20 protein-coding genes are annotated in these 21,939 nt (G+C 40.3%); 6 read left to right on the forward strand and 14 right to left on the reverse strand.

Translation table 11 applies throughout. The features are described from left to right. Positions 1-25 precede the first annotated feature (25 nt). Complete coding sequence (locus D8M06_RS08145; protein WP_121203899.1) at positions 26-1,351, reverse strand: enolase C-terminal domain-like protein; 1,326 nt, start codon at positions 1,349-1,351, stop codon at positions 26-28. 181 nt (positions 1,352-1,532) lie between these two features. Continuing rightward, a complete protein-coding gene (garR, locus tag D8M06_RS08150) occupies positions 1,533-2,414 on the reverse strand; it encodes a 2-hydroxy-3-oxopropionate reductase (protein ID WP_121203900.1) in 882 nt (293 codons plus the stop codon). Positions 2,415-2,659: 245 nt separating this feature from the next. On the opposite strand from garR, the gene D8M06_RS08155 reads away from it, so the two are divergent. Next, positions 2,660-3,784, forward strand: a complete 1,125-nt coding sequence (locus D8M06_RS08155) for a CdaR family transcriptional regulator (protein WP_121203901.1) — start codon at positions 2,660-2,662, stop codon at positions 3,782-3,784. Between the two features lie 57 nt (positions 3,785-3,841). On the opposite strand, the gene D8M06_RS08160 is transcribed toward D8M06_RS08155, so the two are convergent. After that, positions 3,842-4,921 carry an MraY family glycosyltransferase gene (locus D8M06_RS08160; protein ID WP_121203902.1) on the reverse strand — a complete coding sequence of 360 codons (1,080 nt, stop codon included), beginning with the start codon at positions 4,919-4,921 and terminating at the stop codon, positions 3,842-3,844. Between the two features lie 777 nt (positions 4,922-5,698). Here D8M06_RS08160 and D8M06_RS08165 point away from each other — a divergent pair. The 4 genes from D8M06_RS08165 (at position 5,699) to zwf (ending at position 9,370) form a co-directional block, all read left to right on the forward strand. Further along, positions 5,699-6,100, forward strand: coding sequence for an ATP synthase subunit c family protein (locus D8M06_RS08165; RefSeq protein ID WP_121203903.1), 402 nt, complete (start codon positions 5,699-5,701; stop codon positions 6,098-6,100). A gap of 498 nt (positions 6,101-6,598) precedes the next feature. Further along, entirely contained in the window at positions 6,599-7,309 is a 711-nt protein-coding gene (locus D8M06_RS08175) for a threonine/serine exporter family protein (RefSeq protein ID WP_241558906.1), read from the forward strand. A gap of 15 nt (positions 7,310-7,324) precedes the next feature. Further along, entirely contained in the window at positions 7,325-7,762 is a 438-nt protein-coding gene (locus D8M06_RS08180; protein WP_121203906.1) for a threonine/serine exporter family protein, read from the forward strand. Between the two features lie 126 nt (positions 7,763-7,888). Beyond that, entirely contained in the window at positions 7,889-9,370 is a 1,482-nt protein-coding gene (gene zwf / locus D8M06_RS08185; protein ID WP_121203907.1) for a glucose-6-phosphate dehydrogenase, read from the forward strand. Here the strand turns inward: zwf and D8M06_RS19690 are convergent. From D8M06_RS19690 to D8M06_RS08210, 6 genes are all read right to left on the reverse strand, one after another. Next, complete coding sequence (locus D8M06_RS19690; RefSeq protein ID WP_147404959.1) at positions 9,367-10,038, reverse strand: hypothetical protein; 672 nt, start codon at positions 10,036-10,038, stop codon at positions 9,367-9,369. The two genes, zwf and D8M06_RS19690, sit on opposite strands and share 4 nt — an antisense overlap. Before the next feature lie 10 nt (positions 10,039-10,048). Further along, complete coding sequence (locus D8M06_RS08190; protein WP_121203908.1) at positions 10,049-11,062, reverse strand: NERD domain-containing protein; 1,014 nt, start codon at positions 11,060-11,062, stop codon at positions 10,049-10,051. 99 nt (positions 11,063-11,161) lie between these two features. Beyond that, entirely contained in the window at positions 11,162-11,836 is a 675-nt protein-coding gene (locus D8M06_RS08195) for a phage tail family protein (protein WP_147404960.1), read from the reverse strand. Positions 11,837-11,920: 84 nt separating this feature from the next. Further along, complete coding sequence (locus tag D8M06_RS08200) at positions 11,921-14,998, reverse strand: efflux RND transporter permease subunit (protein WP_121203910.1); 3,078 nt, start codon at positions 14,996-14,998, stop codon at positions 11,921-11,923. 3 nt (positions 14,999-15,001) lie between these two features. After that, positions 15,002-15,865 carry an efflux RND transporter periplasmic adaptor subunit gene (locus D8M06_RS08205; protein ID WP_121203911.1) on the reverse strand — a complete coding sequence of 288 codons (864 nt, stop codon included), beginning with the start codon at positions 15,863-15,865 and terminating at the stop codon, positions 15,002-15,004. A gap of 471 nt (positions 15,866-16,336) precedes the next feature. Continuing rightward, positions 16,337-16,840, reverse strand: coding sequence for a competence protein ComK (locus tag D8M06_RS08210; RefSeq protein WP_121203912.1), 504 nt, complete (start codon positions 16,838-16,840; stop codon positions 16,337-16,339). Between the two features lie 328 nt (positions 16,841-17,168). Here D8M06_RS08210 and D8M06_RS08215 point away from each other — a divergent pair, with 328 nt between their 5' ends. Beyond that, on the forward strand, positions 17,169-17,357 hold the full coding sequence (locus tag D8M06_RS08215) for a YjfB family protein (protein ID WP_121203913.1): 189 nt from the start codon (positions 17,169-17,171) through the stop codon (positions 17,355-17,357). Between the two features lie 114 nt (positions 17,358-17,471). Here the strand turns inward: D8M06_RS08215 and D8M06_RS08220 are convergent, their stop codons facing one another. The 5 genes from D8M06_RS08220 to D8M06_RS08240 all read right to left on the reverse strand — a co-directional run bounded on the left by D8M06_RS08220 (position 17,472) and on the right by D8M06_RS08240 (position 21,825). Then, positions 17,472-17,780: a hypothetical protein gene (locus tag D8M06_RS08220; protein WP_121203914.1), complete on the reverse strand. Its 309-nt coding sequence runs from the start codon at positions 17,778-17,780 to the stop codon at positions 17,472-17,474. A 111-nt stretch (positions 17,781-17,891) separates the two neighbouring features. Then, positions 17,892-18,314, reverse strand: a complete 423-nt coding sequence (gene fabZ, locus D8M06_RS08225) for a 3-hydroxyacyl-ACP dehydratase FabZ (protein ID WP_121203959.1) — start codon at positions 18,312-18,314, stop codon at positions 17,892-17,894. 483 nt (positions 18,315-18,797) lie between these two features. Next, entirely contained in the window at positions 18,798-19,139 is a 342-nt protein-coding gene (locus D8M06_RS08230) for a DNA-directed RNA polymerase subunit beta (protein ID WP_121203915.1), read from the reverse strand. A gap of 969 nt (positions 19,140-20,108) precedes the next feature. Then, entirely contained in the window at positions 20,109-20,942 is an 834-nt protein-coding gene (locus D8M06_RS08235; RefSeq protein WP_121203916.1) for a flagellar hook-basal body protein, read from the reverse strand. Positions 20,943-21,018: 76 nt separating this feature from the next. Next, the gene (locus tag D8M06_RS08240) at positions 21,019-21,825 is read right to left on the reverse strand and encodes a flagellar hook-basal body protein (protein ID WP_121203917.1); all 807 of its coding nucleotides are present in this window, start codon (positions 21,823-21,825) and stop codon (positions 21,019-21,021) included. Positions 21,826-21,939: the final 114 nt, after the last annotated feature.

The raw sequence follows: 21,939 nt of genomic DNA on the forward strand, positions 1-21,939 counted from the left end.
CCTCTGCGTCATTCTTCTTGGTACATTATCTTACCAGGGCAGGTTTTTTATTATCGAAAGTCCATCCTGGTATTAGATATTGCATAGCTAGAGCGTCATCGCGAGCACCTAAATTATTATCTACATATAGTTTATGTGCATCTTCGACCCGTTCCATATCCAATTCTACACCTAAACCATGGATGTCTTTAGAAACGGTAATTTCCCCATTTTTAATTTGATATGGTTGTTTCGTTAAATGTTGTCCATCTTGCCAAATCCAATGACTGTCAATGGCCGTAATTTCGCCAGGTGCTGCTGCTGCAGTATGACTGAACATAGCTAGAGAAATATCGAAATGGTTATTGGAATGAGAGCCCCATGTTAAACCAAAATCATTACATAACTGCGCCACTCGAACAGAGCCTTGCATTGTCCAGAAATGTGGATCTGCCAATGGAATCGATACACTTTGAAGAGCAACTGCGTGCTGCATTTGTCTCCAATCTGTTGCAATCATATTCGTTGCAGTTGGTAAACCGGTTGCTTTTCTAAATTCGGATAAAATCTCTCTTCCAGAATAACCTCCTTCAGCTCCACATGGATCTTCTGCATATGCTAAAACACCATGCATGTCTTTTAGCAAACTAACCGCTTCATTTAATGACCATGCTCCATTTGGATCCACTGTGATACGAGCTTCTGGGAATGCTTCATGCAAAGCTTTAATTGCCTTAACTTCTTCCTTTCCGTCTAAAACGCCACCTTTAAGCTTAAAGTCTTCAAAGCCATAGCGCTTATGGGCAGCTTTTGCTAATGCAACCACCGCTTCTGGAGTCAATGCTTCTTTTCGTCTCAATTTACCCCAATCATCGCTATCATCGTCATCTGAAAGATAAGGCAGATCTGTTTTATCCTTATCCCCTACATAGAATAAATAGCCTAGCATTTTCACTTGTTCCCGTTGTTGCCCATCACCAAGTAATGCCGCTACTGGAAGTTCAAAGAATTTTCCAAGTAAATCAAGTAATGCAGCTTCAATAGCAGTCATTGCATGGACAGTCGTTCGCAAATCAAAGGTTTGTAATCCTCTTCCACCTGCATCTAAATGTTTAAAATTATCTTGAACACTTTTTAAAATATTTTTATAGTCTCCAACGGACCTGCCTATAACTAAGCTTTTTGCTTCTTCAAGGGTTTTTGTGATTTTTTCTCCACCTGGTACTTCTCCAACACCGGTTTCCCCATTGTCTGCTTTTAGGATAATAATATTCCTTGTAAAATACGGACCGTGGGCTCCACTTAAATTTAATAACATGCTATCATAACCCGCTACTGGATATACCTTCATTTCTGTTATCTTTGGAATCATTTTTCTCGTTCCTTTCTAAGGTAAAATAGTTTTAATAAATTTCTATATCAAATATTCCCATTACTTGTTGCCTGGCCTGTCCCCCACTTGTCATTTTTATTTAAAAAGTGGGGATTACTGACAGGTAACCGGCAATCAATTTCCATTTTGTGAACTATTAAACATGATATTGGATAACTATTTATTCAATTATTAGATTGTTTATTTTTTCATAATATTTAGCTAAACTTGCATGGTCATCTTTTTCATGGCCATCTATTTTAAGAGCTTGCATCATTTCCATTACTTGAGAAGTCAATGGTAGGGATGTATTGATTGAATGTGATGTATCTAACGCATTTTGTAAATCTTTGATATGCAGTTCAATACGGAATCCTGGCTCAAAATTTCTAGATAACATCATTGGAGCCTTTGCATTCATCACATTACTTCCTGCTAAGCCACCTTTAATTGCTTCAAATACTAGATTTGGATCCACACCTGCTTTTTTTGATAATGTGAACGCTTCACTTACTGCTGCAATATTAACTGCTACAATCATTTGGTTTGCTAATTTCGTAATATTTCCAGCTCCAACTTCACCAACATAAGTTACAGAACCTGCCATAGTCATGAGTAAATCATAGTATTTATCAAATTCCTCTTTCTTCCCACCGACCATAACTGCAATGGTACCTTCTATTGCTCCAGGTTCCCCACCAGATACTGGTGCATCAAGAAATTCAACACCTGATTGTTCCAACTCCTTAGCAAATTCCTGGCTGGCAACTGGTGAAATAGAACTCATATCAATGACTGTCTTTCCTTCTGTCAAACCTTCTGCTAGACCATTTTCTGCAAATATTGCCGATTTCACGTGTGGTGAATTTGGTAACATGGTAATAACAACATCTGATTGTTCAGCCACTTCTTTGCCACTAGCAGCCTGGTTGGCACCTAACTCTCCTAATTCTTCAATAGATGATTGGTTGAAGTCAAAAACGGTTAATTCATAACCAGCTTTTATCACATTTTTTGACATTGGTTTCCCCATAATTCCTAATCCAATAAATCCGACTTTCATTTTATCTTTCCCCTTTCTAAAATTAGCAGATTAATTTTGCCTGATTCGACAAAATAGCTTAAAATAAAACTAGTAACGATTATTGAAACCGTTTACCACTTAACTTTCTTGTAATCGGTTTCTAATTCTATTTTATACTTTTATTACTATTAATCTATATTACATGTAACATTTTTCACAAACTGATAGATTACAATTATTTAGTACCTATAACAAAACCAATCATGTGAAGAAAGGGTGTTATCATGGAGGTATCGCCAACACTAGCTCAAGAAATCGTCACCGACATGAAGGGAATTATTAATCAGGATTTAAATTTTATTGATACAAGAGGAATTGTAATAGCCAGTACCAACATAGAAAGAATTAATACAGACCATGAAGGTGCGAGGAAAGTATTAGCTACCAAAATGGATTTAATTATTGAAAGAGATGAACAATTTAAAGGTGCGAGAAAGGGCATCAATATACCTATCTACTTTGAAAATAACATCGTCGGAGTAATTGGTATAACAGGAGAAAAAGAAGAAGTGACTAAGTTTGGTCAAATCATTAAAAAAATGACCGAGATTCTAGTTAAAGATGCATGGTTAAAGAATCTAACTATCCAACGTAGAGAAAATAACCGAATGATTGTCGACTATTTATTATTTCAACCAGAATCTGAACAAAGCAAAACAAATATTAACAAACTTTTCGAAGTTGACTTAAACAAGCCAAGGATTATTATTATTGGTAAGTTTGTGAAAAAAGTTCAATCTAGTCATCATCTAGTAGATAGGTTGAATTCAATCTTTGAAAAATATGTGCTATTTAATCAGGAAAACTTCTTCACCATAAAAGGTGATGAGATTATCCTTATCCTCGACCATCGTTTTGAAAACGATATGGAACGGACATTAAATCATATTACAAAAGAAACTAAAGAAAATCTGGGTATTGAATTAAGCTTTGGAATAGGCAGTTCCACCATTCATACAAGATCGATAAAACAGTCTTATCAGCAAGCCAAATCGGCTATCAACTGGGCTAATTCAACAAATAATCAACGTATCAATTATTTTAAAGATCTTGATATAGGACTTATTCTAAACAGGGTATCTACTACCAGCAAACAATATTATGTGGATAAAGTCCTATCCAATTTATGTCCAAAAGAATTAAGAGAGTACGGTCAGATGATAGAAGTTTATGGAAAGAATAATGGCAGCATTAACAAAACTGCAGAAGAATTATTTATTCATAAAAACACGCTTCAATACAAACTAAACAAACTAGCCAAACTTACGGAATACAATCCAAGAATCCTCAACGATTATGTCATTTTAAGAATAGCCTTTTTGTTGATTAAAAAGGATGTAGGCTGGTAGGTGAAGAGCGGTACCTAATCCAAAATTTCTCATTGATCCTGTACCGCGTCCTTCTTCTTAACTTCTTTCTCTTCTCATCTTCCGAAACCCTTTTTTAAACGTATCAATCACTGGCTTCTTCCCACCTAACACAATGCCTGCCACTTCTGCAAAAAGATGCAGGACAATTAACACAAAGACCGTCACAATGATTAATGCGGATAAACCAACATTGGAAAAGATAATGGCTAAGGCACCAAACAAGGCACTAAAACCATATATAATCAGGACGGTCTGTCGATGGGAATACCCTGCTTCAATCAGTCGGTAATGCACATGCTTATTATCCGGTTGCATGATTTTTTCCTTATTCCACGCCCGCCGAACAATCGCAAATAACGTATCAAAAATAGGCACCGCAAGCACAATTAACGGAATGATAAAACTAAAGAAGGCAATTTCCTTAAACAGGCCAAGAATTGATACAACAGCAATCATGTAGCCAAGGAAATTCGATCCACTATCCCCCATATAAATTTTTGCCGGGTAAAAATTATGAAATAAAAAGCCCATATTTGCCCCGATCAATGCAATGGAAAGAAAAGCAACAATGACCTGTGTATCCATAATGGACATGATAAAAATGCTAATCAGAGCAATGCTTGTCACACCAGTAGCCAGTCCATCCAGCCCATCAATCAGGTTAATGGCATTGGTAATTCCAACCACCCACAGCACTGTAATAAGTACACTGAAAAACCCCAGATCTACCATCCCAATTAGTGGAATGGTGATTCGCTCAATGATCAATCCGGAATTCACGAGAAAAGAGGCAGCAATAAGCTGACCCGTCAATTTTGCAGCAGGACGTATACTGTATTTATCATCCAAAGCGCCCGTAATAAGAATCACAATGGCACCTAATAAGATTTCAGGCAAATGTTCATGGTATGGCTGCAAATACAACGCACCCAAAAAAGCCCCGATAAAAATGGCCAGTCCACCAAGCCTGGGTGTAACGATTTTATGTATTTTACGATGATTCGGAAAATCCACCGCTCCAATTCGCATTGCCAATTTTTTTACAGGATATGTAAATACTAACGTTGCAAAAAAAGCGATAAAAAACGCGATGATTAAATCGACATAGTTGAACATAATATTCTCCTAATGTTGGTATGTCTTGGTCTTAGTCTTTACCTTATTCTACTAAATTATAGCGAAAAAGTAGATAGCTTACCAAAGCGAACTACTTTTAATACATTTTATTAAAGGGTCATTCGTATTGTTTGTTGCTTGTTGAGGTTGTGCGGTTGATGGGAATTGTTAATTTATTGAATTAAAAGTAAATGTCTAATATAGTGCATTGTTGATTTCCGCTCCGGTCAGTCGCTTTCCGCGGGCACGGCTTCAGCCTCCTCGGAAGAAAACCACTTCCTGCGGGGTCTTCAGACACGTGCTATTCCCGCAGGAGTCGACTGCCCTCCGCTCCAATCAACCTGCTTAATAGCGGGGATATTTCAATAGATCCTTTAACATGCTAGGAAGTTAAAAAGCACTAAATTAGCGAAGAAAATACACGGGAGACTCCTTGAAAAAATAAAACCACTTTTTCTATTTGCTGTGTTTCGCTGTCGAAGCGTTCCTTGTCCTGCGGGAAGAAGAGCATCGGTGAGACTACTGAGTGCATGAGCACGAAGGAGGCTCACCAGCTCCCGGCGAAAAGCGGAGTGTATTTCCGCAGCGGGGACAGAGCAGTATTCTGAATTAAAGATATTAGAACTCTATGTAAAATGTAACGTAAAGTCATGTTAATTAGTAACAACCTTTCAGAAAAGATGCTTATTAGAAAACTCTGCACACAGAAATTGTGAAAGTACTATTCCTTCCAGTCATTTCCTATGATATATTATTCACAGGAAAGGGGTTGGGAAAATGCAATACATACCAGTTTTAGCCGCTGTCATTGCCGTAATCGGGATTTTGGCAGTTTTCAAAAGAAGTGTCTCGCAATTAAAAGAGAATCCAGACAATCTGGAAAAAATTCAAACCAAATTATTTATCGGGGTTGCTATTAGTGAATCCATTCCAATCTTACTTATTATTTATGGATTCATCAACATGGAAACCGTCTCATCCATTGATGAGCTATTCGTCCCAATGGTTATCGTTATAGCACTCATGGTCTTTTCTATTTTCTATGTTTTCACACAGTCAAGACTCGACGTCGAGCCAGAACACAAACCAATGATCCGCACATTTGGATTCATGGGAATGGGCTTGGTTAATGCAATTCCGATTATTGCACTTGTCATGCTGTTTTTGATGGTACCTTAATAGTTTAGAGCCTTTGCTTAGTTGAAGTAAAGGCTTTTTTTGTGCGTAGTGTGAGTGTGTAGATATTTGGTTGTTTCGTGTTGATATATGCTTGGTATTCTTTGATTTCCTATCTTTATTGTAGATATAACCGCTTTTTCCGTTGATATCCTCTGCCATTGTCGATATCCTGCCTCTTTTCGTATATATATGCACCTCTTTCGTTGATTTCCTACCTCTCTTTGTTGATATATCAGCTTTCTCCGTTGATATATTCTGCTCTTGTCGATATCCTGCTTCTGTTCGTAGATATACGCACTACTCTCGTTGATATATGACATTCCCCGTAGATATATTTCCATCCCACCTCCAAATCAGTTCTCCTCCATTCCGCACACTACCCAAGCTATGCATATTTACGCTTTCTTTCCACCTTCACAGCCTTTATAATATAGGAAGATTACGACATGGATTGGCAGGCGAGGTTTGATGGAACAGGCGATGATTGAGAAGGTTTGTATGCTGGCAGGGAAAATTATGCTTGTTAGTGGTGCGGAAACTTATCGGGTAGAGGACACGATGAGTCGGATTGCGGATGCATTTGGGGCGCCGGATGCTCAGAGCTATGCCACGCCTACTGCGATTAACTTTTCTGTTGATTTTGCATCCGAGACGAAGTTCCTAAGGATTACCAAAAGGTCTACCGCAGATTTACATAAAATCGCAGAAGTGAATAGCATTTCGCGGAGAATCACTGCTGGAGATTTAGATTTAGGGAATGCGTACACTTTATTGAAAAACGTGGAAAATGACAAGCATTATCCTGCTTGGCTGCAGATTTTTGCTTCCGCCCTTGTCAGTGGTTGCTTTTCTATTATGTTCGGTGGTACTTGGAATGACTTTCTCCCCGCCGTCATTGCTGGTGGTATTGGGTTTACTGGCATGCTTGGATTTGAACGGTTTTTGGAAATTCGCTTTTTAGCTGAGTTTTTCGGAGCCTTTTTCATTGGTTTATCATCTTTATTGTTTATTAGCTATGGCTTCGGAGATTCGCTGGACCTTGTCATTATTGGTGCGGTGATGCCACTTGTTCCCGGACTCTTAATTACAAATGCGGTTCGTGATTTGTTGGCTGGTCACTTGATAGCCGGTGTTTCTAAAGGGATTGAAGCGCTGCTAACGGCATTTGCCATCGGGGCTGGGGTCGCGATTATTTACACGTTTCTTTAAGGAGGTTTTCTGCCTATGACTATTGTTGCGCAGCTTGTTACCAGTTTCATCGCATCCGCAGGCTTCGGAATCATTTTTAATATCCCAAAGAACGCCATCATTCAAAGTGGACTCGTCGGCATGTTTGGCTGGATTTTGTATTATCTATTGGTTGATCAAGGTGTCGATGTTGTTCCGGCAACACTTTTCGGAGCCATGCTCGTTTCTATATTGAGCTACATTAGCGCAAAAGTGTGGAAAACTCCCATTATCATCTACACCGTTTCCGGCATCATCCCCCTTGTCCCGGGTGGAATCGCCTACAATGCCATGCGGCAATTCGTGGAAAATAACTATGATTTAGCCGTGCAATTATCCGCTCAAGCGATGCTGCTTGCCGGTGGAATTGCAATCGGACTGATGTTTTCGGAAGTAGTAAACCAAATTGTGAAGAAAGTTTTTGTGAGGAAGTAGGCTGGAAAAAAGCTCTATAATATTCAAAATAAACTTTTTACCGTCTTCGAACCCACAACATTTGATATAAAATTCTGTTTTCTATATTATAGAAGATATATATTTTATTAAGTGAGGGGATCTGAAATGAGTGAAAAACGACAACCTAAAGCTACAATTGTAATATTCGGGGCAACAGGAGATTTGGCTAAGCGAAAATTGTTCCCTTCCATCTATAACTTGTATAAAAAAGGAAAATTAAGTGAGAATTTTGCTGTAGTTGGACTAGCACGCCGTCCTTGGACAGATGAGATATTAAGAGAGAATGTAGAACAATCAATTAAACAGGCTTCTTTCTCTTCTGCAGACGAGGATTTACGCGAGTTCACCTCCCATTTCTACTATAATTCCTTTGATGTAACCGATGACTCTACCTATGATGGATTAAATAAATTAATGATAGATCTGGAAGATAAGTATCAGACAGAAGGAAACCGTCTCTTCTACTTGGCCATGGCTCCTAATTTCTTTGGTTTAATCGCAAAAAAACTGAAAGAATACGGATTAAAAGAATCCAGCGGCTGGACACGCTTAATCATTGAAAAACCATTCGGAACCAATTTAAGTTCCGCAAAAGAACTGAACAATGAAATTCGAGAGGCGTTTGATGAAGACCAAATTTATCGTATTGACCATTATTTAGGAAAAGAAATGGTACAAAATATTGAGGTTATCCGTTTTGCCAACGGGATTTTCGAGCATTTGTGGAACAACCAATATATCTCCAACATCCAAATCACAGCTAGCGAAACACTCGGCGTGGAAGAGCGCGCACGCTACTATGATGAATCCGGCGCTGTCAGAGATATGCTGCAAAACCATATCCTACAAATGGTTGCACTGCTCTTAATGGAGCCACCAATTAAGTTAACAACCGATGAAATCCGTTCGGAAAAAATCAAAGTACTCCGCGCCTTACGTAAAATCGATTCAGAAAAAATCGATAAATACTTTGTCCGAGGACAATATGATTCAGGCGAAATGAATGGAGAAGCCCTTCCAAGTTACCGTGAAGAAGATGAGCAGCTTGCCAATTCTACCACAGAAACCTACGTAGCCGGCAAACTCGTCATCGACAACTACCGCTGGGCTGGCGTTCCAATTTATGTCCGAACCGGTAAGCGAATGGCTAAAAAGACCATCGACATCACCATTCAATTTAAAGACTTGCCAATGAACCTATACTATAAATCGGAAAAAGAAAGACATCCAAATCTGTTGAGCATTAAAATCCAGCCAGACGAAGGTATCACGCTGTCGATTAACGCCAACAAAGCCGGAGCCGGTTCCTTAGCAGAACCAGTTCAACTATCATTGAATAATAATGACGTACCAGGAATCAACACTCCAGAAGCATACGAAAAATTATTGTATGACTGCACCATCGGCGACGCAACCAACTTCACACACTGGGATGAAGTAGCCCTCTCCTGGGAATTCGTAGACCCAATCCTAGAAACATGGGCAGAGCAACAACCTAACTTCCCAAATTACAAATCAGGATCCATGGGACCAAAAGAAGCCGATGAACTATTAGAACGAGACGGAAACCATTGGTGGGACGTTTAATAAAATGATGTGATGAGCACCACACGCTTTGGGGCGTGTGGTGTTTTTGTGGGTTTGTTAACTGGTTTGGGTTTTGTATTGTATCGAGCTCCTGGGGTTTCTATCGATTGACTTGGACTCCCTATCAATCGACTTGAGATCCCTATCAACCGACTCGAGTTCCCTATCAACCGACTCGAGTTCCATATCAACCGACTTGAGATCCCTATCAACCGACTTGAACTCCCTATCAACCGACTTGAGTTCCCTATCAACCGACTTGAACTCCCTATCAACTGACCTGAACTTCCTATCAACCGACCTGAACTTCCTATCAACCGACCCGAGACTCCTATCAACCGACTTGAGTTCCCTATCAACCGACCCGAGACTCCTATCAACCGACTTGAGTTCCCTATCAACCGACTCGAGTTCCCTATCAACCGACTCGAGTTCCCTATCAACCGACTTGAGTTCCCTATCAACCGACTTGAGATCCTTATCAACCGACTTGAGATCCTTATCAACCGACTCGAGTCCCCTATCAACCGACTCGAGTTCCCTATCAACCGACTTGAGATCCCTATCAACCGACCTGAACTTCCTATCAACCGACCTGAACTTCCTATCAACCGACCTGAACTTCCTATCAACCGACCTGAACTTCCTATCGACCGACCCGCAATCACTCCTCTCCCTCTATCTACTCACCCGCTCTTTTAATGCTTTCCGTTTCGTATCTAGTTTCAGTTTCCTATAATCCAACTGGTATCTTCTCCACCTATTTTTCCCCTCCGCTGTTTTACATACCTTTTTTAATATCCTTTGTACCACAGTTGGGGAGGCAATAAGCAAAAATTCCCTTGCAATTTTATTGGTTATCCAGTCACCATAAAACAGCCGATAATCAAGTAGGGCATATTTATAAGCTTCATCAGAACTGTATTCACATTGCTTACAATGCCATTTTGTATTGATTTTTGTCATCAGAACAGTGCCACATTCTGGACAAAACACACCTTTTATTAGGTCACTGTCGGTAAAATTATATTTTGACAGGATATTTTTTGGCGGCACATGGGCATCTGCAAGGGTTTTGGCTAATCTTTTTAATTGACCCATGTTGCGAATCTGCTTATCATATTTGGATACTATTTCCTGGACTCTGAAGATTAATTTGCTATTGTGTATGACTTCGTGTGGGATTGTTACATTTGGGGAAGATGGTTTAATAATGGTCTTTGGGAAGCTGATTACAACCAAATACTCAAACGGGATGTCAGAGAGGTTATGCTGGAGAAGCCATTGTTGAAGGCGATAGCTCTGGGTTTCTGCTTGGTCAACCGGATTTTTATACCCTTCTTCACTACCATCTGGTGGAATTCTTGTTACTTGTCCATTTTCAGAAAAAATGACGGTTCCCTGCCAGTTTTTCACTTCTACGACAAGAAAAACTTTCTCCGTAAGAATTAGCGTATCAATTTGAAAGTGACCGTTATGATCGGGGAGCCGCAAATTGTGCATTACTACAAATTTACTTTTATCCAGAAAATCTAATGTATATGCTACCTCCCTTTCCCCTTTTAATTCTGCATACTTAATTTTCAAATCTGATCTTACTTTTTCCTTTTCAGGATGATCTGCCCTTAGCCTTATATCCAAAACTTTTAGACTAAGTAATTCCAAAAACTTACTTCGTGGATGTTCCATCATACCTACCACTCCTTTTCTTTAGTCTATATATAAAATACGACACAATATGACAAACTCCTTTTATTTTTTATAAAATATAGAAGAATAATTGAGAAACAGCTAGGATATCCAATGAAATTTAGAGGTATCTCTTCCTCCTATCGACTGACCTGATCCTTCTATCAACCGACTCAGCCATCCTATCAACCGCCCCACTCCTTCTATCAACCGCCTCACTCCTTCTATCAACCGACCCGCTCCTTCTATCAACCGACTCGCTCCTTCTATCAACCGACTCGCTCCTTCTATCAACCGACCCGCTCCTTCTATCAACCGACCCGCTCCTTCTATCAACCGCCACGCTCCTTCTATCAACCGCCTCACTCCTCCTATCAACCGACTCATCCCTTCTATCAACCGCCCCGCTCCTCCTATCAACCGCCTCAACCCTTCTATCAACCGCCTCACTCCTTCTATCAACCGCCTCGCTCCCTCTATCAACCGACTCACCCTTTCTATCAACCGCCTCATCCCTTCTATCAACCGACTCATCCCTTCTATCAACCGACTCATCCCTTCTATCAACCGACTCAACCCTTCTTTCAACCGACTCACCCCTCCTATCAACCGACTCACTCCTTCTATCAACCGCCTCAATCCTTCTATCAACCGACCCGCTCCTTCTATCAACCGACCCGCTCCTTCTATCAACCGACCCGCTCCTTCTATCAACCGCCCCGCTCCTTCTATCAACCGCCCCGCTCCTTCTATCAACCGCCCCAACCCTCCTATCAACCGACCCGCACCACATCACACCCCCACTCCCACCAAAAAAAGGCCAAATCCCTAAGATTTGGCCTTTTTTCTACACACATTTCATTACGCTTCTTTTTTCTTCTTCCGTTTCCTTCTTCCAGTTACCTTTGCAGTTAAATCATCAAACAAGGTATAAATAACTGGTACAAAGAACAGTGTAAACAGGGTTGATACGCTCAATCCAAAGATGATGGTTACAGCTAATGGCTGTTGCATTTCGGCTCCTTCGCCTAGTGCGAGTCCTAGTGGAACCATGGCTAATACGGTGGTTAGTGTGGTCATTAGGATTGGGCGCAGCCTGTTTCGTCCTGCTTCGATAATGGCTTGTTTTCTGGTCATGCCACGGCGCCGGAGAATGTTTATATAATCCACTAGTACGATTGAGTTATTCACGACTATACCGGCGAGCATGATGATCCCGATAAAGCCTGGGATACTTAGTGGTAATCCAGTTACAAACAGTCCGACCAATACGCCGATTACGGTTGTTGGTAATGCAAACATGATAATGAATGGGAACAGGAAGTTTTCAAACTGAACCGCCATGACTGCATAGACTAGGAAAATCGAGAATACAAGGGCTAAAGCTAATTGCCCAAATGATTCTGCCATGTCTTCTGCCTGGCCACCCATGGAATAGCTGTATCCTTCAGGAAGGTTCATCGCCTCCAATCGAGTTTCCACATCTGCTACTACACTTGCCAAGTCACGTTCTGCAATGGCACTTGTCACATTGGTTTGTGGTTGCTGATTTTCCCTTGTTAGTGTTGCTGGTCCTTGAACCTCTTCAAACGTTGCAACTTCTGTTAATGGAATAGTTGCTCCGTTTGCTGTTTGGATTTTCAAGTTTTTCGCATCACTTATGGTACCTTGTTGATCATCAGGATACGTAAGGACAACATCCATCTCACGCCCTGCTTCACGATATCTTGTTGCGGTTTGGCCATTAAATTGCATTTGGATTTGGCCGGTAATTCCTGACTCCGTCAAACCGTACATAGCTGCTTTATCTTCAATAATGTTAATTTCCATTTGTGGAATACCTTCTGATGCAGAGGAAGTTGGATTAAACACTCCTTCTACCGTGGAAATTTCATCGACGACTTGTTCCGATAATTCCTGTAATACGTCATGTTCTGGCCCGGTTAACGCAATTTGAATCGGGTCACCCATACTCATGGTGGCACCCATCGAACTGGCCGTAATTTCCGCGCCCGCTATTTCACGGAACTTTTCATCCATTTCCTGAACGATTTCATCTGTTGAACGATCTCGTTCTGTCGCTGGGATGAGCTGTAAGGTGTACGTTGCTCCACCTGAACCTCCACCCATCATCGCGTTTCCGTCAGAACCACTTACTGTCACATAACTAACGTCCAATACATCTTCATAATCCACTAATACTTCGTTCACTTGTTCGGCAATGTCATAGGTGTATTCAAACGTCGTTCCAGGTTCTGTCTCAACCGAAATTTGCGCTTGCCCTTGATCAGATGCCGGAATGAACTCTGCTCCAATCATTGGAATGAGCGCCAAACTTCCGATAATTATAGCAATAACTACTGCAATGGTTGTTTTCCTAAATTTCACTACTGCTTTTAATACGCTCGTATAGCGATCTCTTAACCAATCAAGGAAACGGTCAAACCAGTAACGGCGTCCGTGGTCTTCCATTGCTTTTGCAAGTAATTTAGAGGAAAGCATTGGCACAAGGGTAATTGCAACAATTAAGGAAGCAATTAAGGAAAAGACAACCGCTAAGCCAAGTGGCATGAATAATTCTGCTGCCATTCCTTCCACGAATACCATTGGCAAGAACACAACCAATGTCGTCGTTGTTGATGCAATAACGGCTGGCGCAAGTTCGGATGCACCTTTTGTTGCGGAATCAAATAAGCTGTTTCCTCGTTTTCGGTAGGAATAAATATTTTCCAAAATAACGATGGAACTGTCGACCATCATCCCGATACCCAACGCTAACCCGCCTAATGTCAGTACGTTCAATGTTTCGCCCGTAAAGTACATCAAAGCGAATGTGGTAATCAATGCAATTGGAATCGATAGTCCGATAACAAGAGTTGCCCGAATACTTCTTAGGAATAATAGCAAGATAAAGACGGATATGATACCACCGATGATGATATTTTTCATCACGGAATCAATCGACATCTCAATAAATTCCGACGTATCAATCAGTACCTCTAAATCAATATCCCCAAGCTCTGATTGGATGTTTTGCAGGTTATCCCGAATGGTTGAGGCCACTTCCACCGTGTTCGCATCGGTCTGTTTCATAATTGATAGAACGAGGGATTCCTCGCCATTTACCAGAGATGCAGAACTCGCTTCCTGGAATGTGTCCTTCACTTCTGCAACATCTTCTACATGAATTGTTGCTCCTGCTTGTGTCTGGATAATGGTTTCTCTAATATCATCAAGGGACTCAAACTCTCCAGAAACGCGCATTTGCAGATCCTTATTTCCTTTATCGACCGTCCCAACACTTGCAGACTGATTCGTTTCATTTAATGCCTGCATGATCATTTGTGACGAAACCCCATATTGCTGAAGCTTCGCCGGATCTAGTTCCAGCTGAATTTCTCGATTTTTTCCACCTTCAACAGTGACAGAAGCAACGCCCGCTTGTCTTTCAAAGAAAGGAACAATTTCGTCGTTTGCAACGGCTGTTAGGGTGGCAGCGTCTTTTCCTGTTACACCAACATACATAACAGGCATCGCTTCAGGGCTGAAACGTAAAATGCTTGGATCTCCCGCTTCTTCTGGTAACATGCCTTTTACTTGATCCACTTTTTCCCGGACATCAAGTAACGCCTGGTCCAAGTCGGTCCCATTTTTAAACATCATAATAACTAGTGAAGCACCAGATTGTGACTGAGACTGAATGGTATCAATCCCTTCTACTGTGCTCACAGCGGATTCCACGGGACGGGAGATTAAATTTTCAATGTCCTCTGGCGCTGCATCCGAGTAACTGGTTGCGACCACTGCGACGGGTAAATCAATTTTCGGAAAAAGATCAACTGCCAAATTTCGAACGGACATAATCCCGAGCGCTAAAATGGCCAGCACTATCATGATGACGCCAACAGGACGTTTGACGGATGTATTTACAAGTTTCAAGTTCTATTCGCCCCCCGTAACATCTACCTGAATGCCATCAGTTAATGTGATTTGACCAGAAGTGACAACCTGATCTCCTTCTTGAATTTCACCTTCGATAGCTGTTACATCTGATTGGGTTTCTAAAATCGTAACTACCTGTTTGGTTGCTGCATTATCCTTTACGATGTAAACAAATGATTCCTCATTTTCCTCCACGATTGCTGCGGTAGGTACGATTAAGGCAGATTCATATTTTTCTTCTGGAATGAGAACTTCACTAACCATACCAGGTATGATTTCATTCTCATCATTTTCTACTGTTGCCACAACTGGATATAATCCTGTGTCATCAGGCAATGTATCTATTTTTGTTATCGTTGCTTCATATTCTTCACCATCTATCCTTGTATCCACGGTATCTTCCAGAGAAATCAATGAACGAACATCTGCTGTTACGGAAAATTGAACTTTCACCGTATCCAAATCTGCAATCATAGCGATAGGCTCTTCCGTACTTGCCATGTCCCCCTCACTAACCTGTAAGTTAATGATTTCTCCGTCTTTAGAAGCACGGATATTTTGTTTTCCAGCAGGAGTTGAAAGTCTAACAAGGATATCGTCTTCTTCCACTTGCTCCCCATCTTCTACTTCCAGTTCATCCACTTCACCGGGTGTTTGGACCATGATTGGGGTGGAACTGTTTGGTGCTGTACGTCCGAAAACAGATCTCTCCACGGTCATATCTTTTTCTTCCACCTCAGCAACTTCTACGGTTACCACTCTTTCTTCTTCCTCTTCGCTCGAAGTATCATCTTCCTCTGCACAAGCGGCAAGTAATGTCGTCAGCAAAATAATGAACATGATTAAGCTCCATCTTTTCTTCATTCGAAAAAGCTCCTCTCCTTTTATCGTGCATTCGTCCTACCAATATGTGATAGATATAGTTTTTTACGAAATATATTCCTTCATGCAAAGAACGATTTTTATATGTAAGTATCCCTAACTGCACATCTGTTTAACGTTTCCTATTATCCCACGTTTACTCCTCGCTTTCCACTTTGATGCAGTAATTTGGATAAAGAAAAAAAGAGGACAAATTATCCTCTTCCTGTCTATATGCTATACGATTTTAGTATGTGATTGGTTTCGTTATTTTTAAGTTTCTTTTTGTAGTTTTTTTGTTTTTGCGCATTCGCTCTCTATGGAAATACACTCCGCTTTCCGAGGAAGCTAAGACCGTGCCCATAGAAAGCGTCGTATTCTTCCGGAGCAAATTGTAATCAACCTAAATCTAGAACAAGCTAGAATCAATAATAACCGATTTTAACTACCTCAGACTTTCTACTCCTAAAAATCTCACCACAATTTCGGTCCTTTCCCGAAGAGTGTGTTTCGGTTAAAGTAGACGATAACTTGGCTTGCGCGTTTATACTGTTTGTCGAAAATGGCTTTGGATGTATGTATGATTTTGCTAGTGCCATCTATGAAGGTGACGATGGTTTGGTTTTTGTTATACTCTTCATAATTTTTTATGTGTCGATACGATAACCAAATGCAATTTTTATTTTTCGAAGATGTAGTTGGGAAGATATATATACCTTGCTGTGGGATGATTGGGATAGGTATTTTACTGGAGGATTTTAATATATCCTTAACAACTTCTTTCCTTCCGCTAAGAGTGGAACCTGAAAGTTTACAGTTAAAAGAAATGATTTGCAGTGGCTTTAATCCGGTGTAAACTTCTTTCGTCTCCTGCGCCTTGTAACCATAACTCTCTTCAATAATACACGATCGATAAAAGGTTGAATCGTTTGACATAATCATCTTCGTCCTTCTAGTTATTTGATAATAATGCTTCATTACAAAAACCCCTTTTCCATTTTTTAGTTTTTTTATGGTTCGTATTTTGCTGCATTTTGTCATTTCGCGCGTTTTCTAATACTATTTTACTATATTGAACAAAAAATTCAATATATTATTTAAAATTGTTTTAAAATTTTTATTTATTGGAAATTTTTAGGAATACTAGTCTAACGGGAACAAGGGGGAATCTTTTTAGAAAAATACGCTAATTTCCTTGAGAAAATTCAGATTCACAACTAGGTAATTAGTCGCATTTTACTTCCATTTCATCCTAGCAACCAAAATAGGATGTATGCTATACTAAAATCAATCGAGGAGGGATATTTTGGATATTGCAGGACTTTCCGTAGTGATGGCACAAAGTGAAGTACGAGCGAATGCTGGTGTTGCATTGATGGACAAAGTAATGAATATGGCCGATCAGCAAGGTAGTCAGTTAGCTAACATGCTTGGAGAATCAACCGAGTCAGCCAGTCATCCGACATTAGGCAAAACTATCGATATACATATATAAAGCAGAACCCCCTAATAATCGAATAGGATGTTCTGCTTTTTTTTGCTTAATTAAGTATAACTGAAGCTATCGCCTGTAATTTCTTGCGATAGCCAAGTTTTTCTCATATGTTCATTATTCTTCTTCGTCTTCACCAATGTCATTTGGTTCTTCTAATACTTCATCGTCGCCATTATTGTCGGCACCATTTTCTCCATCATCTTCCATGATATTTTCATTGCCATTGTCATCTTCCTGGTTTAATGGCGCTTCATCTTCATCCGTTAATGGAGCTTCTGTATCACCATTTTCTCCATCAGGAGCTTCATCCTCAACTGGTGCATCATCTTCAATTGGATCTGGATCATCGTCATTACCACATGCAGCAACTAAAGATAATGCCAGGATTGGCGCACCTAACTTAAATAAATATTTTTTATTCACATTAGTTTCCTCCTTTGATGTACGTTTCTCCATTAGGTTGTCCATTCTGAGGGAACTAATACGTGTTTTTTGTAAGTTTTTGTAAAAATTTCTCGTTAACTTATGTATTAGCTATTTGATCGCAAAAGTAATCTCTGCCTCACAGGCAAGCTCACCGTCAACCGTGGCGATTCCTTTTCCTTTTCCGATAGGTCCTTTCATGCGAGTAATTTCCACTTCGAGCTTTAATTGATCGCCCGGTCTTACTTGGCGTTTGAAACGGCATTTATCCACGCCAGCTAAAAATCCTAGTTTCCCTTTATTCGCTTCGATATTTAACACCGCAATCGCTCCAACCTGTGCAAGTGCTTCGATAATCAAAACTCCCGGCATTACCGCATATTCAGGAAAATGTCCTTGGAAAAAAGGTTCATTTGCGGTTACATTTTTCAACCCCACAACGCGCTTACCTTCTTCCATCTCCGTCACCTTATCCACTAATAAAAACGGATAGCGATGCGGAATAACTTCTTTAATTTGTTCGATATCCATCATCATTATCGTACTCCTTCTCATTGGTATTTACTTGGAGTTATTATATCATTTCAGCAGTTGGGAAGGAAGTTGGAGTTGTAGTTTGGGAAGGTATGAAAGATGATAATGGGAATGGGTAGAGGTATATCATCGACTGAAGGGAATATCGACGAACTTGAGGTCGATATCAACGAAACTTGCTTTTTTATCTACACGAATTAGCTTGTTATCAACGTTCACTTGCACCTTATCTACGTTCTGGGCAGTTATCGACGAACTTCAGGCGGATATCAACGAAACTTGCACACTTATCTACATGAAACAGCATATTATCAACGTTCACTTGCAACTTATCTACGTTCAAGGTAGATATCGACGAACTTGAGGCGGATATCAACGAAACATCCATTAACAAGTAGATCGCTTTACCCCATCACACACCCCAATACCTTCTCCCTCCCATAAACACGAAAAAGCACAGAATATTCCTTTTCCAGGAACATTCTATGCTTCTTTAAATACGATATCGATTATGTGTTGCCAGGTTTCAGTTTTTAAAATATCTGTTGGGTTGCCATCTCCCATAATTCCATACCCGACCATTAAACCTGCAACTAACGCTGCGGCTGCAAAAATGATAAGAAGAATGATACGGAGCCAAATGGGAAAGATACGCCTTCTAGGACGTTTGTTTTCACGCTTGGCCGCTTTTCGTTTCTCCTTTTGCTGCTTTCTCGTTTGTTTATCTGTTGCTTGAGATTCTTTTTCCACTGATTTTTGCTTTTTATCCTTTAGCAATTTTCGTGATGGTTTCTCAGCAACTTTTTCTAATTGGTTTGTTGACATGGCAGTTAACTCCTTAATCCCTGACAAACAGTCCTATTAGTTTTTTCAGGACAATCTTATTATATAAAAGTTTATCACAAGATAGTCATATATATCTAGAATTTTTTCAATTTTTTACTGGTAATTAACGGAATTCCCCATTCTTTTTTTAGTATATTCGTCTTATTTTTAGTTTAGAAGTTAATTTTTATTGCTTGTTTCTTAAGAGTTTATTTAATCGCACTTTTTACAGAAGGCTCTTTTCACATAGTTTGTTGCTTTTGAAGTTTTACAGTTGACAGAAACTGTTGATAATCTGAATTCATAGTAATGTGCTTAACCCCGCTACGGAAATACACTACGCTTTCCGCGGGGAGCTGGTGAGCCTCCTTTGTGCTGACGCACAAAGCAGTCTCACCGATGCTCTTCTTCCCACAGGAGTCTCCGTGTATTTCCTCCGCTGTGCGTCTGCTCTACTTGTATAAACAGGAAATAAGCTATTTTCAAGAATAAAAATGATCTTAAACGTGATTTCAAGAACTTTCTCTCAAATATATCTTGTGCATCTATCTTAGCGGAGGCAGAATACGGAGTCTCCTCGAAAATAAAAGGCAATTTTCTTCGTGCGATGCAATGCTGACGTAGACTTCCTAGTCCTGCGGGAGAAAAGCACGTGTCCCAAGACCCCCAGTAAGGTGACTACTTGATTAATCTTCTATGGCCCTTGAGCTGAGGAATCCTACTTCGAAGCGGTACTTGTGGACACAGGTGCAGTTACGGTTTTCAGCGAGGAGGCTGAGGCCGTGCCCGCGAACCACAAGTATTCTGCCGGAGCGTTTCACCGCACAAACTAATCATAAGAGTGAGCGAGAGCAATACTATTCTTAATAAAAGTAACCCACAGTCTATACAAGATGTAAGGTAAAGTCATGTTAAAAAAAGCAACAATCTTTTTGAATAGAGCTTTACAGAAGAATCAAGTTTAAGTCATCAAGATCTCAATTGATTCACAAGCCCCATCATTTGATCACTCATGGAAATCGTACGAGAATTAAACTGGTACGATCTTTGCGTTAAGATCAAATCAGACATTTGCTTAGCGACATCGACATTGGATTGTTCCAATGCTTGGCTCTGTACAAGTGCACGATTTTGTTCTGGATTTTGAATAATCTCTTCAAAATCAAGGCCAAGTTCTGCTAAGTCAGGAAGCCGAAACATGTTTCCCCCAGTTGCTTCTAGCAAATTAGGACGAACTGCTTGTACAACCTCGATTGTTCCAGCAGTTTCCGTCTGATTCCCACGTTTCACTTGTACTTGTCCGTTTTCCCCAATCGAAATAGCTTCAAATCCATCTGCTATGACAATTGGACCATCAGCACCCAGAACGGGATGTCCGTCACTTGTTGTGAGCATGACTGTTTCATTATCTTCCATCGGACTCAAATAAAAGGCGCCATCACGTGTGTATCTTGTTTCGGTCACATCATTCTCGGTCACTTGAATCTGGTAAAGGTAATTTTCCTCCAGCAATGCTGTATCCAACGCCCGACCAGTGTTTTTGATTGCTCCTTGAGTCAGATTCATGTTCTCAGATCCCAGCCGAGCGCCGGAGCCAATTCGAATACCATCTGGAGTCATACGCACTTCATCATTTTCCGGATTTTTCAAGTTATTCATCTGCTGAAATAGTAGCGAGGAAAATTCTGCTTCTCGGGTCTTATATCCAGTAGTCTGACTGTTAGCCATGTTATTGCTGATTAAATCCAATTTATTTTGCAACTGATTCATCGTAACTGCAGCTTGTATCATCGTTCGTGACATTCATTCCCCTCCAATCAACAAAGATAGCAAATGTTAAGTTCCCGTTCGTTCCTACCATTTGCCTCCTGTTTTTCTATTACCCTAGTTTCCCTATGTCATTAACCGCTTTTCCCATACTCTCATCGTATGCCTTCAGTACTCGCTGATTCGTTTCAAATAAACGGTACGCAGTCATCATATCTGTCATCGTTTGCATTGCATCTACATTGGATCCTTCAAGAAAACCTTGCTTCACCGTAAATGTCGTTCCCTCTGGGACAGCAGCTGCTTCCCCGTTAAACAAATCATTACCCTCTTTTACCATGTCAAGAACGTTATCCGTGTAGGAAATTCCCAGTTCAATTGTTTGTCCATCTGCCGTTTGCAACGTTCCATCTGGATCCACGATAAATTCCATTCCATCTGTTTCAATTGGGTTACCTGCATCATCTAACACATAGTATCCTTGACCAGTCACAAGAAAACCTTGTCCATCCACCGTGAAATTCCCGTTTCTTGTATAACGCACTTCACCATCTTCGTTTTGAACGGTAAAAAATAAGGCGCCATCTTCATCCGGAACATTTCCTGGAACAATTGCCAAGTCTGTTTTGATAGATGTTTCCCTTATATCTCCTTGGGAAAAGTTCGGAATCATTTCCTGTACATACACACCAGTGTTTAAAGAACCGATAGTTTTTTTCGAGGTGATATTCGACCCATTTGAAGCAGGAATTTGCTTCGAACTCATCTGCTGAATTAACAGTTCCGGAAAAGCTCGTTTAGCTGCTTGATCTGCTTTGTAACCAGGAGTATTCATATTCGCGATATTATTAGACAATGCTTCCTGAGATCGCTGCTGGGCAATCATCCCACTTGCAGCTGTATAAAAACCTCTTAACATTTGGATTCCTCCGTTACTTGAAAAAAATGTTTATGTAAGGATCATTTCTTTATTTCAGCTTATCAGTTGATAGAAATTAATATGAATTCATAGTAATGTGATTAACCCCGCTAC

Origin of the sequence: Oceanobacillus halophilus (assembly GCF_003628505.1) — a bacterium.
GTDB classification, from domain to species: Bacteria; Bacillota; Bacilli; order Bacillales; family Amphibacillaceae; genus Oceanobacillus; species Oceanobacillus halophilus.